Below are 16,236 nucleotides of genomic sequence, written 5' to 3'. Positions count from 1 at the left end.
GGAACGGACCATGAGGAAAATCTGGATCAGCGCCGTGATGTGCCTGCTGGTGGCGGGCTCAGCGTACGCCGGGGAGGCTGCGAAGATGAAAGACACCTTTTCTGTCATCCATTCCAGGAAGAGCGTCAGGACGTTTACCGGAGCGGAGGTGGGCAAAGGCAATCTGGAGACGATTCTCAAGGCGGGCATGGCGGCGCCCACGGCGGTCAACATGCAGCCGTGGTCGTTTGTGGTGGTGACCGATCGAAAAACGCTGGACGGCCTGGCGGCGGGGCTTCCCTATGCCAAGATGCTGACCCGGGCGGGGGCGGCCATCATTGTCTGCACGGAGACCGCCAAAGCATACGATAAGATGAAGGAATTTGCGATCATCGATGCATCGCTGGCCGGCGAGAACATCCTGCTGGCCGTCGAGGCGCTCGGGCTCGGAGGCGTCTGGACGGCGGCCTATCCGTATGACGACAGGATGGGGCATGTGCGAAAGACCCTCGGCATCCCGCCGGAGGTCATTCCCCTGAACGTCATCGCCATCGGCGTTCCCGCCCCCGGCGGCGAGAAGGCGAAAGACAAGTTCAAGAGAGAGAAGATACACTGGGAAACATGGTGACACCGTCCGGCTTCAAAAGTCCGGACTTCCATGATCCCCGGCGTCCATGCAGGAAAACGGCCGATACCCCAAGGGATGAACTCTATGCCTGTCGAATTCGAAAACCCCACCCTTTACCAGGAGCTCCTGGAGATGCTCGCGGGACAGGTCCACAGGGACCTGCTGCGGAAATATCCCGATGAGCTCTGGAAGGTTCGCTACGACGACCTGCCTTATGAATCGCTCAACGACGAGCAGAAGCTCCTGGTTCGCTCCGCGGCAAGGGAGAACCTGGATGAGCTTCTCAACGCCGGGGTGCGGATCGAGGTCCCCCGAACGCCGGAATCGAACCTCCAGGAAGAGCGTTACCGGGTAGAGACGCTCCTCAAGCAGGGAGAGCCGATTCTTGCCTATGATTCCGTCCGGCGCGCCCTGGCCGATTTCCCGGACGACGTCCTCCTGCGCCAGCTCCAGGCACTGGCCCTGATTCGAACCGGCGGACCCGCGGAGGCCCTGGGCATCCTGCGACAGCTCATGCGGGAGGGAAACCGGGACCAGGGGACTCTGGCGCCGATGGCCCGGGCCTTGCGCGATCTCGCAGAGCGCACCACGGACACGAAAACCCGGCTGCAATGCCTGGAGCGCTCCTTCGAGCTCTACGAGGAGGCCTACCGGTCCAATCGGGGCATGTGGAGCGGCATTCATGCGGCCTGGCTGGCCCTGGAACTCGGCCGGGCGGATCGGGCCATCGAGTTGGCGACGCGGATCGGGTTGGACACACGCGAGGTCCTGAAACAAACGGGGCAGGAAGGGAAGGACACCTTCTGGCTGCGGGCGATCGACGGCGTCGCCTCGATTCTCCAGGGAGCGTTCCACAGGGGATTCGAGACATTCGGGAAGCTGGCGGAGCTGGGACAGGGGCGCATCGGCGACACGGCCGAGGTGAGGCACATCGCCGGGAGCATCCTTGCGCTGCTCTGCCAAGACCAGGCTCCGCTGGAGCAGATCATGCCTCTGCCAAGGGTCGTTGTCTTCGCCGGGCACATGATCGACTTCGCAGATCGGAAGGAACCCCGCTTTCCGCCGTCTCTCGTGGAGACCGTGGAGGAGGAGATCCGGCGTTGCGTTTCCGGCCTGCGCGTGGCGGCGGGTTTTTCGTCCGCCGCCTGCGGCGCGCCCATCCTGTTCCACGAGGCGGTTCTGGCCGCGGGCGGCGAAACACACGTGGTGCTGCCGTACGGCCGCGACGAATTCTTCTCCGACAGCGTTGCGATCCGGAACGACATGGACTGGAAAGACCGGTACGACCGCGTCCTGGAGAAGGCAAGGCGCGTCATCGCCACGAGCAACCAGCGCCTTGACGAGGGGAGCGTCGTGTTCCGCTATGCCAATCGCCTGCTCCTCGGCCTGGCCATGATCCGGGCGAAACAGCTTCGCTGCGAGCTCCTGCCACTGGTGCTCTGGGACGGCCGGTCCAGTTCGGCCGCGGGAAGTGTGGACCGGACGATGAAAGAGTGGAAGCAGCTCGGCCACTCGGTGAAGGTCATCGATCTCGGGAAACTGCGCGGGGGCGCAATTGAGGTCCGCCGTGAATCGCGGCGCGCCCGAGCCTCCACGAGGCTTCCCGCTGGGCTGACCACACAGACCATGATCATGCTGTTTGCCGACGTCGTTCACTTCAGCAAGCTCGAGGAGCGGCAGATGCCCAATTTTGTCGCCCATTTCCTGGATTCCGTCGGGAGAATAGAAAAGGAGATCGGCATTCGGACCGCCGCGAAAAACACCTGGGGAGACGGGCTGTTCATTGTCTTCCGGAACGCCGGCGACGCAATCCGGTACAGCCGGACTCTTCTGGATCGCGTGAAAAGGACGGACTGGGCCGCCCTCGGCCTGCCCGCCGGCGTCAATCTTCGTGTCGCCCTGCACGCCGGTCCGGTTTATGTAGGGCGGGATCCCGTGACGGGCCGCCGGACCTGCTACGGAACACACGTCAACAGTGCCGCCCGGATCGAGCCCATCACTCCGCCGGGGAAGATCTACGTCAGCCAGGCCGTCGCCGCCCTTGTTACGGCAATGCGTCTGGAAGACTGTGCCTGCGAGTACGTGGGACAGATGCCACTGGCAAAGAATTTCGGCGTGTTTCCGATGTACGTGCTCCAGACGGAGGCAACCGCCGCGGAAGACACGGAATGTTCATGCTCCGGGCCGGAAGGGCCCGGTTCATCATAAGGAGACCCTGTCAAAATTTCATGTTCAGCCATCAACTGCAGTCGGAAACAAACATCAACACCTCGCCGGACCGGGTCTGGGAAGTCCTCATGGATTTCGCCGCCTATCCGGAGTGGAATCCGTTCATCCGTTCCATCCGCGGTGTTCCGCGGAAAGGGGAGAGTCTTGAGGTGTTCATACAGACCGGCGGAGCCGGGGGCATGACCTTCCGTCCCCATGTGCTCGTGGCGGAACCCGGACGGGAACTCAGGTGGCGGGGCCGGCTTCTGCTGCCCGGCCTGTTCGACGGCACCCACAGCTTCGAGATCCGGCCGGTTGCCGACGGGAAGGTTGTTTTCCGGCAGAGTGAATCGTTCAGCGGGCTCCTGGTGCCTTTCCTCACGAGCCGGCTTGACCGGGACACACGAAAAGGCTTCGAAGAGATGAACCGGGCGCTGAAAGCCCGGGCCGAGGCTGCGGATGCTCCGGACGGAGTCTCCGAAGAGGCGCATCATCTTGACCATATTCCGAAAGTCTGAGATATCGGGAGCGGTTTCCGGTAAGCAAATGAGAGTGATCGTGAACGCATGAAGAACTCGACAATCGGCAGCGGCGAGGCGGGAAAACATCGAGGAAAGCGGTTTCTCTCTTCCCTGCTGGCCTTCCTGCTGTCGCTGGCCATATTGGAAATCGGGGGATTCCTGATCTGGCGGATCTCCATATCGCCCGTGACCAAAGCAAACGTGCAGGCCCTTTGCCGTTCGGGAGCCGATCAGATCCAGATGCTTCCGAACACCTTCTGGCATCATGAATTCAATCCCCGCCATCCGGCATACGCGGGACAGGTCAATTCAATGGGTACCAAGGGCGGGGAATTCCAGCTTCCCAAGCCCCAGGGCGAACTCCGGATCGTCTGCCTGGGCGACAGCACCGTGGAAGGGACAGGAGTTAAACCGGACGAGACCTTTCCGCACTACCTGGAGACGATCCTTCAGAAATGGATGAATCCCGGCTCCGGGTACAGGAGCGTCAACGTGATCAACGCCGGAATCGGCTCGCACAATTCGGCGTTCAACCTTTCCTACCTCGCGTTTCGCCTGATCCACTACAACCCCGACATCGTCGTCATCAAGAGTGCTTACAACGACTACCTGCCCTACAGCGTTCCCGGCATGGGGTACGATTACACGCATGTCTTTCCCAATCCCTATCATCGTGTGCAGCCCTCCGCGTTCTGGACCGCGGCCCGATACAGCCATTTTCTGAAGCTGGTGGGGTCGGTCGTCTTCCGCGAGGAGGTTGCCATCCCGTTTCGCGATTTCTCGGGACACATCACCATCGAACAGTTCCAGAACATGGATTTTTCCGCCAATGAGGACCGTTTCTTCGTGTACGGGGAGAACATGCGGTCCATGATCCTGCTCTGCAAGGGGCGAGGCATCGGCGTCATCCTGGTTGATCTGCCCACATCGCCCGACCCTGCTCATTTCGGGAAGGACAGGACGTTCGGTCCGCGTTTCAAGAATCTCGTCGCCCGGCTGGAGACGGAATTGAGGCGGATTGCCGGGGAGGAGCGGATTGCGGTCGTCGCTACGGGACCTTTCAGGGCGGAAGACTTCTGGGATCACTGCCATTGCACGGCCGGCGGGAACCGGAAGGTGGCGGAAGCGGTCGCTGAAGCGGTCGCAGCCTCGCTCCCGGGAGGACGGGCCGGGGCGTCCGGAAAGGGCATTCCAAAAGAAGCATCGAACAATCAGAATCAGGAGGGATTGCGATGAAAAGAATCAGACGGTCATGCGTTGCGTTTCTCGGTGTGCTTCTTGTCATGTCCCTTTTCCAGGGTGCGTTTGCGGCAGGAGAGGGGGCGAAGCTTGCGGATTATTCCCTGAAGAAGATCCCCGCACCGGCGCCCGATCCCTCCCCGACGCTGGAACAGGCCATGAGAATCCAGGCGGAATACAACGCAGCCCTCGCACCGGCCTTCGGAAAGGTGATCGGGTACAAGGCGGGGCTGACGAACCCGAACGTCCAGAAGGTCTTCGGCGTCACTGCCCCGGTGCGCGGCACGCTGATGGAGAAAATGATCCTGAAGTCGGGCGTGACCGTCGAGGCCGCCTTCGGGGCGAGGCCCCTCTACGAGGGCGACCTGATCCTTCGCGTGGGGAGCGAATTCATCAACACGGCGGCCACCCCCATGGAGGCCCTGAAGGCGATCGACGCGGCGATTCCCTTCATCGAGCTTCCCGATCTCGTTTATGCGAAGGACGTCAAGATCAACGGCACCCTGCTCGCCGCCGTCAATGTTGCCGCACGCTACGGTGTCGTCGGGGAGCCGATTCCCGTCCAGGCGACCCCCGAATGGATGGAGCGGCTGAAGACCTTCAAGTGCCAGATCTATGACCAGAGCGGGAAGATGCTCGTGGAGGCCCCCGGCAGCAGCCTGTTGGACCACCCGATGAACGTGGTTCTCTGGCTTCGGGATTCCCTGAAGAAAGACGGCATCGCGCTGAAGAAGGGCGACCTCCTGTCGCTCGGCACGATTACGAAGCTGACGCCGACGGCGCCCGGAACGACCGTCCGGGCACGATATGTCGGTCTGGACCCGAAGGGACCCGCCGAGGTCACCGTGACCTTCAAGTGAGGGGGTGCCGAGGATGAAACCAAGATGGATCATGCCACTCGTGGCCTTCTGCCTCCTGCTGGCCGCGTCTGCGGCACAGGCTGAGACGGTCAAAGCCATCTCCTCCGCCGATGTTTTCTTCTCGCCCCGGGGCGGCCTCTCCGCTACGGTCATCAAGGAGATCGACAAGGCCAGGTCCGAAGTCATCCTGCACGCCCATTCCTTCCCGTCCTATGAGATCGCCAAGGCCCTGGCGGATGCCCGGGAGCGGGGGGTCAAGGTCACGGCGCTCCTGGACCGGAGCCAGATGAGAGAAAAGGATACGACGGCCTTCGTGCTGGAAAAAGCGGGCATCAGGGTTTACATCGACAGCGATCACACCGTGGCCAACAACAACGTGATGCTTATCGACAGGGAGACGGTGATCACCGGATCCTTCAATTTCACGAAAGAAGCGGAGGAGAAGAACGCCGAGAACATGCTGGTCGTCCGCTCTTCGAAACTGGCGGCGCTTTACCTGAACAACTTCGACCGGCACATGGCGCATTCGATGATTTTCAAGCATTGACGGAGCTTCCGCTCCATGTTCTCTTGTATCAGCCCGGCCGGTGACCCCTTCCGCCATTGCGGGTAGAATCCTCACCGGCTGCGGCTGCGTTAACCGGAGGCGGATCCATAACGATCAACGGGACGTTGATAATCACCCATGTCGAGGGAGTGGACCGGAACTTGGTTCCAATCCCGGACCGGCAACGCGGGCAGGATGAGCACCGACCCGCGACGACGGCGAACCCGTCTCCGGGTGCCCGGCACCGGAACCTTCCGATCCTTCGAAACGCTCTCCGGCAGGACCTGGCCGGGCAGGTGCCGAGCCCCCCGGGTTCTATTACCATCGATCTCTTCGACGATTACGGTGGGAACTGGTATTCCCGCGTTCGGGACACGCGGAGCGGTTACGTTCAGGTACTGGGGAGCCGGCCGCAGAAAGGACTCCTCATAGACATCCGGGTATAGAAGAGAGAGAAAAAGTTCACGCTCCTTTCCCATGGCAGGCGATTCATCCCCCGTTGCCCCGATTCCGCACACGGTCCGTCTGCAGCCTGTTCTTCAGATTCTTCAAGAGGATTGACACGCCGGCCGCCTTTCCGATAGGACCACATCCGGAGATGTTCTTGTCCGTCAAGGAGTCAGGGCGTTCTATGCTAAAATTCAGATTTCCCGCCGGATTGCTGCCGCAGACCCTGCGGGGACGGCTGTTCCTCGTCCTGGCGGTCGCCATCAGCATTCCCATCATATCGACGGGCTATGTCCTGGAGCGAAAGGGCCGCGAGGCCCTGCTGGAAGAGAAAACGGCGAAGCTCTTCGGCATCACGAAAATCCTCGACAGCTACCTGGGGGAGGGGTTCGACGCAATCCTGAGAGGATACCGAGGCGATCCAAACGACCGGATGGCGCAGGTCCGTTTCCTGAACGAGCGCCTGCGGGATTTCACCGACCGGATCGCCGAGGCGAATCCAGGTGTCGGCGTTGGCTATTACGGGAAAGAGATCAACGCCGCCATCACCTATGGCCCCAGCCGGGAATACGGAAACAAGGTGGGCGAAATCCTTCCCGCGGACCACCCGGGGTGGCAGGTGATGGCAAAGGGGCTTCCCTCGGTCGAGACAGGATCGATGGCACGCGGCCACATCATGAACGCCATGTGGCCCATCATCCGGAACGGGCAGGTGAAGGGCTACATCTGGGCCAACGAGTTCACCGCGGCCGTCGAGGAGCAGGCCCTGGCCATGGATCGGGCGGTGATCGTCGTGATGTCCTTCGGACTGGTCCTGAGTCTGGCCCTGAGCTTTCTGATGGCCCAGAGGCTAACCCGGGACGTGGGCATCATCAAGTTCGGCCTGAACCGGATGAAACTGGACCTGAGGAAGCCCGTCCGGTCCCTGAAAGGAGAGATGGGCGAGATCAGCGATGCCGTGAACGAGATGGCCAGAGCCCTCATCGACGCCCGTTCGCTGAACGAGAACATCCTCTGGAGCATCGCAGAAGGGGTCATCACGGTGGATGTCAGCGGCATCATCACGTCCATCAATCCCGCCGGGCAGCAGATCATGGGCCTCAACCCGGAGGAGGTCGTCGGCCGCCCCTACGAATCGCTCCTCGACCAGGATGCGGGCTTCACGAGCTACCTCCTGAACACGCTCCGGAACGGCAATGAATACGTGAGCGTGGACCTCGACGTCCCCCTCCAGGACAGGACCGTCCATGTGAGCAGCAGCACCAGCCTCCTCAGGGACGGCAGCGGCAAAGTCATCGGTGCCGTGGCGATCTTCAAGGACATCAGCGAAACCATGCAGCTTAAGAAGCAGGTCCTGCGAGCCGACCGCCTGGCGGCCCTGGGAGAGCTGATCGCGGGCATCGCCCACGATATCCGGAACCCGTTGACGTCCATCCGGGGATTCGTGCAGTACCTCCAGAAAAGCGGGGATCCGGAGGAGGTCAAGGAGTATGCTCCCCTCATCATCCGCCAGGTGGACGGCCTGAACCGGACCATCGGCGAGCTCCTGAAGTTCGCCAAGCCGGCCCCCCCCCATTTCGAGCCCGTGCAGCTCAACGACCTGATCGGAGGGGAAATCATGCGCCTGGTCCGGAACCGGGCCGCGAAACAGAGCATCGAGATCGATCTAAGGCTGGCTCAGGACCTTCCCATGATCCGGGCCGACGCGGAGCAGCTCAAGCAGGTCCTGCTGAACCTCTTGATCAACTCCGGCCAGGCCATGGCATCGGGAGGCAGGATCGTCATCCGGACTGCAGTGGAGACCCCCGGGAAGGTGACCGTTTCCGTCGCCGATGACGGATGCGGAATTCCACCGGAGCATATCGAGAAGATCTTCGATCCTTTTTTTTCGACGAAACCGGCAGGGACCGGCCTGGGTCTTGCAGTAGTCAATCGCATCATCCATGAGCACAACGGCACGATTGTGATGAAGAGCGAACCGGGGAAGGGGACGACCGTGACGATCCAGCTACCCGGAATGCTTGCTGATATTGGGGAGATGCCGGAAGCATGAGCCGGATCCTGGTTGTCGATGACGATGAAAGCGTGCGCAAACTCCTGACCGTGGTCCTGGGAAAGGAGGGGTTCGACGTCACCTGTGCGGACAACGGCCTGACGGGGCTCGATGCGTTCCGCAAGACCTCCCCGGACATCGTCATCATGGACATCCGCATGCCCGAGATGGACGGCCTCAAAGCGCTGGAAGAGATCGGAAAATTGCGCAGGGGCGCCGCAGTGATCCTGATGACGGCTTACGCCGCAGTGGAGACGGCCGTGCAGGCGATGAAGCTGGGGGCCTTCGATTACGTCATCAAGCCCTTCGACATTGACGAGGTCCTGCTCCTGATTGAGCGGGCGCTCCAGATGCGGCAGATGCGCAACGATATCAATCTGCTGCATCGAGAGCTCCTCCAGAGCTACCGCCTGGACCGCATCCTGACGGACAATGCCCGGATGAAGGAGCTCTGCCTGACGATCACCCGCATCGCCGGAAGCAACGCCAGCGTACTGATCACCGGGGAAAGCGGTTCAGGAAAAGAACTGGTCGCGTCGGCGATCCACTACAACAGCAAGCGCAGGAACGGGCCGTTCGTCAAGATCAACTGCGGAGCCATTCCGGAAGGCCTCCTGGAGAGCGAGTTATTCGGCCATGAAAAAGGGGCTTTCACCGGCGCCATTGCCCGCCGCCGGGGACGGTTCGAACAGGCCGGCGGCGGGACGATCTTCCTGGACGAAATCGCCGACATCAGCCCGAATCTGCAGGTGAAACTGTTGCGCGTCCTGCAGGAGCGGGAATTCGAGCGGATCGGCTCCAACGAGACCATCCGGACGGATGTCCGCATCATCGTCGCCACCAACCGGGACCTGGAGGGAATGGTCCGGGCCGGCACGTTCCGGCAGGACCTGTACTACCGGGTCAACGTGGTGAGCCTTCACGTTCCGCCGCTACGCGAACGTCCCGAGGACGTTCGCCTCCTGGCGGATCATTTCCTGCAGCGCTTCGCGTCCGAAAACAGCCGCGATATCGATGGATTTGACGAGGATGCCTACCGCATCCTGATCAACTATGCATGGCCCGGCAACGTTCGGGAGCTGGCCAACGCCGTGGAGAGTGCCGTCATCATGAGCACCGGCGGCATGATCCTCTCCGAGGACCTGCCGAGGCATGTCCTGGGCGGCGAGCGCAGAAACGCAGAGGCGGATGCGGATATCGCCGAGGAACTGTCCGAGGCCACGGCAACCCAGCGTCCGCTGAAGGAAATGGTCAAGGAATTCGAGCGGCAGGCGATTCTGCAAGCCCTCGAGCGCAACCGGGAAAACCGGGTTCGGACAGCCCGGGAACTGGGTATCAGCCGTCGGTCGCTTCTCTACAAGATCCAGGAATACGGCATCTGATCGCGCAAAGATTTGCGCACCTGCGCAATTTATCGCACATCCTTCCCGCCCATCCTCCGGGGTAGTCCCTGCATCATAACGATCCACGCCCTCGGTATTCGTAGTATTAACGGGGTCATGAACCGGTTTGTCCTTTCGTTGCGGGATGGCATGTCCGTTGCTCTCCTCTTGGCGGGGCAATGTTTCGTCAAGACTCAATGAAAGGAGAAAGAGCGCATGAGTAAAAAACCAAACAACAACAACGAAGAGACATTTCTATCCCGGTTCACCGAGGGATTCGCGCAGTGGGCCTTCCGGTGGGTACCCGACGCCCTGGTCTTCGCCCTGATCCTGACGGTGATCGTCTTCTTCGCCGGCTGGGGCCTAACTAGCCATGGTCCCGGCCAGCTCGTCGGCGACTGGATGAAGGGGTTCTGGATCCTCCTCACCTTCGCCATGCAGATGTGCCTCCTGATGATCACGGGCTTCATCGTCGGCGACTCCAAGTACATCAAGGCCGGCCTCCTGAAAATGGTGGACATCCCCAAGACCAAGACCCAGACGATTCTGTTCTACTCCATCTTCATGTGCGTTCTCATGTGGTTCCACTGGGGCATCGGCCTGATGGCCGCCATCATCATGGGGCGGGCCATCGCCGTCAAGAAGCGGGGCCTGGGGATCCACTATCCCTTCATCGCCGCGATCTCCTACGTCACCGCCCTGATGTCGAACGGACCCTCCCAGGCGGCCCAGCTCCTGATGGCCACGCCGGGCAACTTCATGGAAAAGGTCGCCGGCGTCATTCCGCTCAGCCAGTCGACGTTCAACATCAAGCTGCTCATAACAAACCTGGTGCTTCTCATCACCATCCCGATCATCCTGATGGCCATCGCACCGAAAAAAGAGCACGCCGTGGAGGTCGACGACGCCACGGCAGCGATCTTTGTACCGCCGCCCGATCCCCCGGTGGACAAGAAAAACCTTCCGCCGGCGGAACGGCTGGACCGGTCCTTCGTCCTGCCGATCCTGATCGGCGCCGCCGGCGTGTTCGGGTGCGCCAAGCTGTTCGGGGTGAAGGGAATCGCCGCCCTGGATCTCAACACGCTGAACTTCCTTCTGCTGATGGTCGGTTTCATCCTCCACGGCAACTCCAAAAGCTTCATCGAGTCGGTCCAGCGCGGAACGGCCACGGTTTACGGCGTCATCATCCAGTTCCCCCTCTATGCGGGCATCTTCGGCATGATCAGCTTCTCCGGCCTGGCCGAGGTCATCACAAGGTTCTTCATCGACATCTCGACGCCCACGACCTTCACCTGGATCGTCTTCATCTACACGGGCATCGTGGACTTCTTCGTTCCCTCGGCGGGCTCCAAGTTCGTCATCGAGGCCCCCTACATCCTGCCCGCCGCGAAAAACCTCGGCGTCGCTTATGGAGACGTCCTGAACGCCTACACCGCCGGCAGCCTCTGGGTGAACATGATCCAGCCCTTCTGGGCGCTGCCCATCCTGGGCGCTTTCCGGCTCAAGTTCAAGGACATCCTCCCCTACACCTTCATCGGCTGGCTCTGGATGTTCATCGTCATGTCCCTGTCGCTGTTCATCCTGCCGCAGATTTTCTAAAAGGCTGAAGAGCTGAGGACACGTCAGAAACGAGAAAGGCCGCCACTCCTCCGGGAGTGGCGGCCTCATCGTTTGTGCGGCGTTGCCTGCCTTCAGACGGGACAGGCGTCCTGCTGCTTCAGGGTACCTTGAAGTCGAACTTGTGGCACTGGGCGCAGTAGTTCTCGTTCTTTGCGTGCTGCTTGTGGCAGAGGTTGCAGTCCAACTCCGTCCCGTAATGCGGCGAGGTGTGGGGATTCGATGGTTTTACCTTGGCCGTCTTTTCCGCCAGCTTGGCCGTGGAGCCGTGGCAGGAGACGCACTTCTCCATGGCCAGGGGCTCGGGAGTCCCCTTTCCGTGGCAGGCCACACAATTCACGCCGGAAAGCTGGTGGCGATGGCTGCCGGGCATTTTCCCCACCAGCGACATCTTGCCCTCCGCATGGCAGGCATGGCAGTCCTTCCATTGCATGTCCCTGACGGCGGGATGGCTGTCCGGGAGTACCTTGTCCTTCCCGTGGCAGGCCGCGCAGTCCCCGCCCTTCGCCCCGGTCACCTGTTTTGGCGCGGCCGAAACGGCGCCGACAGCCAGCATCAGCACCAGCAGGCAGCACCCGGCAAGGACGACCCATTTCACGTTCTTGCGATTATTCTTTAACAACATCTCCTACCTCCAGAATATCACTCAATAAATGTTCGGCCTGTTGAGGGGAGCTCAGGCTTTCTCCTTCGACGCATTCCGGCCGGCGATACGCCCGAAGACGACACAGTCCGCCATGGCCACGCTGCCGAGGCGAACGGCTCCGTGCACGCCTCCGGTCACTTCCCCGGCCGCGAAAAGTCCCTTGACGGGCTTCATGTCGAAGCCGATGACCCGGGCTTCCGTGTCGATTACGAGCCCGCCCATGGTGTGGTGGACCCGGGGCCAGAGCCGGGCGGCATAGAAGGGCGGGGTGACGGTGGGCCGGGCATCGGGGAAGATCATACAGTCCAGGTCATCGTCCTTCTTCTTTTCGACAAAGGCATTCCAGCGGGCGACCTGTGCCTGGAAGTCGGCGACGGGCATGCCGTAGGCACGGGCCAGCGCTTCCAGGGTGTCGAATTTCTTGATGGCACCCGATTCCACTCCCTTTGCCAGGGCATTGGGGAAGACCTGCTTGGGGACGGCGTAGGAATCGCCGAGGATGAGGACCGGGTGTCCGATGAGGATGATCGCGTCGGCCCGCTCCTTCCGGTTGCCCGTCTCCTTGAAGAACCGTTTTCCCGTCTTGGGATCGACCATGGGCCCGTAACCGACGAGGCGCTCGCAGAACAGGGGCACGTGCCCGAATCCCTTCTCGTCCGGGCTGGTCCAGGGACCGAGCTGGATCCAGTCCATCTGGACGTCCATCGCCCCGGCTCGGCATGCCGCCAGCAGGGCCTCGCCCGTGGCGCCCGGGTGGTTCGTGGAGTCGAACCGGTCCGTCAGCCGGGGATCGTGCACCTGTCGCAAGGTCACATCCTGGGAAAAGCCGCCCGACGCCAGTACGACGGCCCGCCGTGCCCTGATGAATGCCGGCCGGCCGGATTTCTCATCGGGGAACCGGTAGTTCCTGCGCACCTCCATGCCGACGATCCGACCGCTCGGGTCGGCCAGGAGCCGGACCATCCTGGTGCGGGTCTGCATTTTCATGCCCAGCGACCGGGCCTTCGTCAGCAGTTTGCTGACCAGCTCCGACCCGGAGGCGTTGACCGTCTGGACGGCCCTCTTGACCGAGTGGCCGCCGTGAAAATTGAGGCGCGCGAACCGGGCTCCCACATACTCTTCGCACCACTCGAGCGCCTCGTTCGAATGATCCGCCACCATCCTGGCCAGTTTCGGGTGGTTCAGGTAGGATCCCGCCTTCATCATGTCCTTGAACATGAGATCGGACGAGTCCTTGACGCCCTGCTCCTTCTGCATCCTGTTCCCCGCAGCGGCGAAATCCCCGCCGTTGATGATCGAATTTCCCCCGTGGACGGGCATCTTTTCGATCACCAGGACGTCGGCCCCGCCGTTCCTGGCCTCAATGGCGGCAGAAAGGCCGGCGAAGCCGCTGCCGACGATGATAACGTCGGTCTCTTCATCCCATTTCGCGGGCAGTGCGTCCCCGGCGGCAGTGGCGTCGCGGGCCGAAAGGGAGGCGCCGCCCAGGGCAATTCCCGCCGCGGCGGCGGCCGCCCCCGTTGTTTTCAGAAAATTGCGCCTGGATAACGATCGGGGTTTTTCCGAGTGCTCAGCCATGCGATGCCTCCTTTCCGGGTGAAGGATTAAAAAAAGAGAGTAACCATCGTGGACTCACAAGGAATAACACTGGAAACGTATATAGCGTTTCGGGAATCGCGGAGTCAACCATGAACACACCGGATTGTTCGTTTACACAAATAATAATGAGAGGTTCGTCATTGATTTTTCTTCCCGCAATCATTATTCACCTGCCAACCGTTCCGTGCCAGTCATGATGACCCGGATGATGCGGCGAACGGGAGAATTCAGGCCGGATATGAAGCAGTCCCGAAAAATCATTGCCGACGGACGGAAGGAATCATGATGCCTGCCAAGTCTCTCTGGAAACCCCTTCTTCAGCGAATGGTCACAGGGCGGTGGGGCCGGTTTCGCATGCAGCCGGTCGAACCCGCCTTTCCGGAAAAACTCACCCGGGCCGGCCTGTATCTTCATGTCCCGTTCTGCAGAAATCTCTGCCCCTTTTGCCCGTATAACCGGGTTGAATACGACGAGGAACGGTTCCGTCAATACGAGCGGGCCGTCCATGAAGAAATCGAGCTGTATGCCCCGCGGCTCGGGGAATGCGACTTCGTTTCGCTGTATATCGGCGGGGGGACCCCGACGGTCAACATGCCCGGACTGCTCCGGATGATCCACCACCTGAGGGAGAGGTTTCCACTGTCCGGGGATGTCTGCATCGAGCTTCATCCCGGCAATATGGACGACGGCTGCCTCCAGTTGCTGAAGGAGGCCGGTGTGACCATGCTGTCCGTGGGCGTGGAGTCCACGTCCGACCGGATTCTCGGGAACATCGGCCGGAATCACGACGGGGCGACGGCGCTGGAAGCACTGGAGCGGGCCGCAAAAACGGGCTTTGAGGCGGTCAATGCGGACCTGATGTTCGCCCTGCCCGGTCAGACACTCCGGGACTGGGAACGGGATCTTCAATCGGTTCTTGCGTGCGGAGCGGACCAGGTCAGTACGTATCCCCTTTTTTCCTTTCCCTATTCGGACCTCGGACGGTCCATGAAGATCCGCCGGGTGAAGAGAGCGGACGGCCGTCTCATCCGGTCCATGCTGAACCTGGCGGATTCCCTCCTGACCCGCTCGGGATACAAGCGTTGCGCCGTCTGGAGCTGGCTCAAACCCGACCGGAAGAAGTTCAGTTCCATCACGAGGCACCACTACATCGGATTCGGCCCGAGCGCGGCTTCCATGACGGGCACCGATTTCTACGTGAACACCTTCGATGTCGCAGCGTATTCTGCGGCACTCCCCGGCCGGCGGCCGATCGCCCTCTCGATGCCCGTCGACCGGCGCCTCGAGATGGCCTATTGGCTGTACTGGCGAGTTTATGAATTGAATGTATCACGGATGGATTTTCAGGACGTTTTCGGACAGGGAGAAATGCTGGAGCCGGTCTTTTCGGGAATCCTCAGGCCGTTTGCCGCGGCGGGGATGCTGGAAAAGGAAAACGGCGGCTACCGGGTCACGAAATCGGGCGCCTACTGGATTCACCGGCTGCAGAACGAATACAGCCTGAATTACATCAACAGGCTTTGGGGAACCTGCAGGCGTCTGCCGTGGCCGGCGGAGACCGTGCTTTGAACACACCGCGATTCCTCAGCCATCTCTCCTATGCCTTCCAGACATTCGTTCTTCGCCACGAGATGCCGTACCTGTTGATCCTTGTCGTGACGGACACATGCAACCTCGATTGCTTCTATTGCGAGAGCAAGAACTCCGGCCGGTATCATATGTCGTTCCTGCAGGTCCGGGAAGCACTCGCCTCATCCTTCAGGCGCGGCTGCCGGACCCTTGTCGTCACCGGCGGTGAGCCCACCCTGTGGCGGGACGGTGGAAAGAACCTGGACGACCTGATCGGCGCCGCCTTCGATGCCGGGTACGTGGATGTCAGCGTCTACACAAACGGAACGAATCCTCTGTCTTCACGCCGCTGCAAGTACATCGTGACCATCGACGGAACCAGGGAGATACACAACTCCATCCGCAGCGGGTCCTACGACCGGATCCTTCGGAACATCCGCACGTCCGCCTCTTCGGAGATCTATGCGGCAGTAACCGTCAGCCGAAGCAACGCCGCGTGCCTCGAGGAAATCATTCACGGCATGGCAAGGGAAGGGGTCTTCCGGAGCATTACCTTCAACCTGTTGACGCACTGCCCGGAAATCGTCCGCCTGCACGGTTTTGCCGGCTCGGAGCGAACGGCGGTGCTGGACCGGATCTGGGATCTGAAGAAAAAAGGGTATCCCGTCTATTTCTCGAGAGCCGCCTACCGGGCGATGCGAGCCAACGACTGGAAGCGTCCCATTCCCCAGATCGAACTGGCGACAAGGGACAGACAGTTCATGTGTTGCCGGGACGTGGGAAATCCGGACGTCTGTGCGAACTGCGGATACTCGGGGTGCGTCGAAGTCTCGCAGCTTCTGTCTCTGAAACCATCCGCAATCCTGGAGCTATTCCGGACGGGGCTATGCTCGTGGACGGACGGGACACCGGAGAGGGCTTGAGCCGATCGGGTTTCGATA

General features: G+C 61.2%; 13 protein-coding genes. 11 read left to right on the top strand and 2 right to left on the bottom strand.

The genetic code is table 11. The features are described 5' to 3' along the window. Nucleotides 1–10: 10 nt before the first annotated feature. The 9 genes from PLO63_15055 to PLO63_15015 all read left to right on the top strand — a co-directional run bounded on the left by PLO63_15055 (nt 11) and on the right by PLO63_15015 (nt 11,463). Nucleotides 11–607 carry a nitroreductase family protein gene (locus PLO63_15055; protein ID HOI75461.1) on the top strand — a complete coding sequence of 199 codons (597 nt, stop codon included), beginning with the start codon at nt 11–13 and terminating at the stop codon, nt 605–607. A gap of 84 nt (nt 608–691) precedes the next feature. Beyond that, entirely contained in the window at nt 692–2,815 is a 2,124-nt protein-coding gene (locus tag PLO63_15050; GenBank protein HOI75460.1) for an adenylate/guanylate cyclase domain-containing protein, read from the top strand. 20 nt (nt 2,816–2,835) lie between these two features. Continuing rightward, entirely contained in the window at nt 2,836–3,333 is a 498-nt protein-coding gene (locus PLO63_15045; protein HOI75459.1) for an SRPBCC domain-containing protein, read from the top strand. A 48-nt stretch (nt 3,334–3,381) separates the two neighbouring features. Further along, nucleotides 3,382–4,572: a GDSL-type esterase/lipase family protein gene (locus PLO63_15040; protein HOI75458.1), complete on the top strand. Its 1,191-nt coding sequence runs from the start codon at nt 3,382–3,384 to the stop codon at nt 4,570–4,572. Next, nucleotides 4,569–5,435 carry a hypothetical protein gene (locus PLO63_15035; protein ID HOI75457.1) on the top strand — a complete coding sequence of 289 codons (867 nt, stop codon included), beginning with the start codon at nt 4,569–4,571 and terminating at the stop codon, nt 5,433–5,435. The genes PLO63_15040 and PLO63_15035 overlap by 4 nt, the downstream gene beginning before the upstream one ends. A 13-nt stretch (nt 5,436–5,448) precedes the next feature. After that, nucleotides 5,449–5,982, top strand: a complete 534-nt coding sequence (locus PLO63_15030) for a phospholipase D-like domain-containing protein (protein ID HOI75456.1) — start codon at nt 5,449–5,451, stop codon at nt 5,980–5,982. Between the two features lie 631 nt (nt 5,983–6,613). Further along, nucleotides 6,614–8,482 carry a two-component system sensor histidine kinase AtoS gene (atoS, locus tag PLO63_15025; GenBank protein ID HOI75455.1) on the top strand — a complete coding sequence of 623 codons (1,869 nt, stop codon included), beginning with the start codon at nt 6,614–6,616 and terminating at the stop codon, nt 8,480–8,482. Further along, a complete protein-coding gene (locus PLO63_15020) occupies nt 8,479–9,864 on the top strand; it encodes a sigma 54-interacting transcriptional regulator (GenBank protein ID HOI75454.1) in 1,386 nt (461 codons plus the stop codon). The genes atoS and PLO63_15020 overlap by 4 nt, the downstream gene beginning before the upstream one ends. Nucleotides 9,865–10,080: 216 nt before the next feature. Beyond that, nucleotides 10,081–11,463 (top strand): TIGR00366 family protein, encoded by a 1,383-nt coding sequence (locus PLO63_15015; GenBank protein HOI75453.1) that lies wholly within the window; start codon nt 10,081–10,083, stop codon nt 11,461–11,463. Between the two features lie 118 nt (nt 11,464–11,581). On the opposite strand, the gene PLO63_15010 is transcribed toward PLO63_15015, so the two are convergent. Continuing rightward, nucleotides 11,582–12,106 carry a cytochrome c3 family protein gene (locus PLO63_15010; protein HOI75452.1) on the bottom strand — a complete coding sequence of 175 codons (525 nt, stop codon included), beginning with the start codon at nt 12,104–12,106 and terminating at the stop codon, nt 11,582–11,584. Between the two features lie 51 nt (nt 12,107–12,157). Then, nucleotides 12,158–13,705, bottom strand: coding sequence for a flavocytochrome c (locus PLO63_15005; GenBank protein ID HOI75451.1), 1,548 nt, complete (start codon nt 13,703–13,705; stop codon nt 12,158–12,160). 303 nt (nt 13,706–14,008) lie between these two features. Here PLO63_15005 and PLO63_15000 point away from each other — a divergent pair, with 303 nt between their 5' ends. Together PLO63_15000 and PLO63_14995 are read left to right on the top strand one after the other, a co-directional pair. Then, nucleotides 14,009–15,295 (top strand): coproporphyrinogen-III oxidase family protein, encoded by a 1,287-nt coding sequence (locus tag PLO63_15000; protein ID HOI75450.1) that lies wholly within the window; start codon nt 14,009–14,011, stop codon nt 15,293–15,295. Next, nucleotides 15,292–16,218 carry a radical SAM protein gene (locus PLO63_14995; protein HOI75449.1) on the top strand — a complete coding sequence of 309 codons (927 nt, stop codon included), beginning with the start codon at nt 15,292–15,294 and terminating at the stop codon, nt 16,216–16,218. Before PLO63_15000 ends, PLO63_14995 begins: the two co-directional genes overlap by 4 nt. The last annotated feature ends 18 nt before the right edge of the window (nt 16,219–16,236 follow it).

Source organism: Syntrophales bacterium (assembly GCA_035363115.1).
In the GTDB taxonomy this organism is placed as follows: Bacteria; Desulfobacterota; Syntrophia; order Syntrophales; family PHBD01; genus PHBD01.
The sequence above is the reverse complement of the archived record's forward strand: the minus strand, read 5'-3'. Positions and strand labels throughout refer to the sequence as shown.

Coding starts and splice junctions, on each gene's coding strand:
- PLO63_15055 (HOI75461.1), top strand. CDS start 11: ATGAGGAAAATCTGGATCAGCGCCGTGATGTGCCTGCTGGTGGCGGGC.
- PLO63_15050 (HOI75460.1), top strand. CDS start 692: ATGCCTGTCGAATTCGAAAACCCCACCCTTTACCAGGAGCTCCTGGAG.
- PLO63_15045 (HOI75459.1), top strand. CDS start 2,836: ATGTTCAGCCATCAACTGCAGTCGGAAACAAACATCAACACCTCGCCG.
- PLO63_15040 (HOI75458.1), top strand. CDS start 3,382: ATGAAGAACTCGACAATCGGCAGCGGCGAGGCGGGAAAACATCGAGGA.
- PLO63_15035 (HOI75457.1), top strand. CDS start 4,569: ATGAAAAGAATCAGACGGTCATGCGTTGCGTTTCTCGGTGTGCTTCTT.
- PLO63_15030 (HOI75456.1), top strand. CDS start 5,449: ATGAAACCAAGATGGATCATGCCACTCGTGGCCTTCTGCCTCCTGCTG.
- atoS (HOI75455.1), top strand. CDS start 6,614: ATGCTAAAATTCAGATTTCCCGCCGGATTGCTGCCGCAGACCCTGCGG.
- PLO63_15020 (HOI75454.1), top strand. CDS start 8,479: ATGAGCCGGATCCTGGTTGTCGATGACGATGAAAGCGTGCGCAAACTC.
- PLO63_15015 (HOI75453.1), top strand. CDS start 10,081: ATGAGTAAAAAACCAAACAACAACAACGAAGAGACATTTCTATCCCGG.
- PLO63_15010 (HOI75452.1), bottom strand. CDS start 12,106: ATGTTGTTAAAGAATAATCGCAAGAACGTGAAATGGGTCGTCCTTGCC.
- PLO63_15005 (HOI75451.1), bottom strand. CDS start 13,705: ATGGCTGAGCACTCGGAAAAACCCCGATCGTTATCCAGGCGCAATTTT.
- PLO63_15000 (HOI75450.1), top strand. CDS start 14,009: ATGATGCCTGCCAAGTCTCTCTGGAAACCCCTTCTTCAGCGAATGGTC.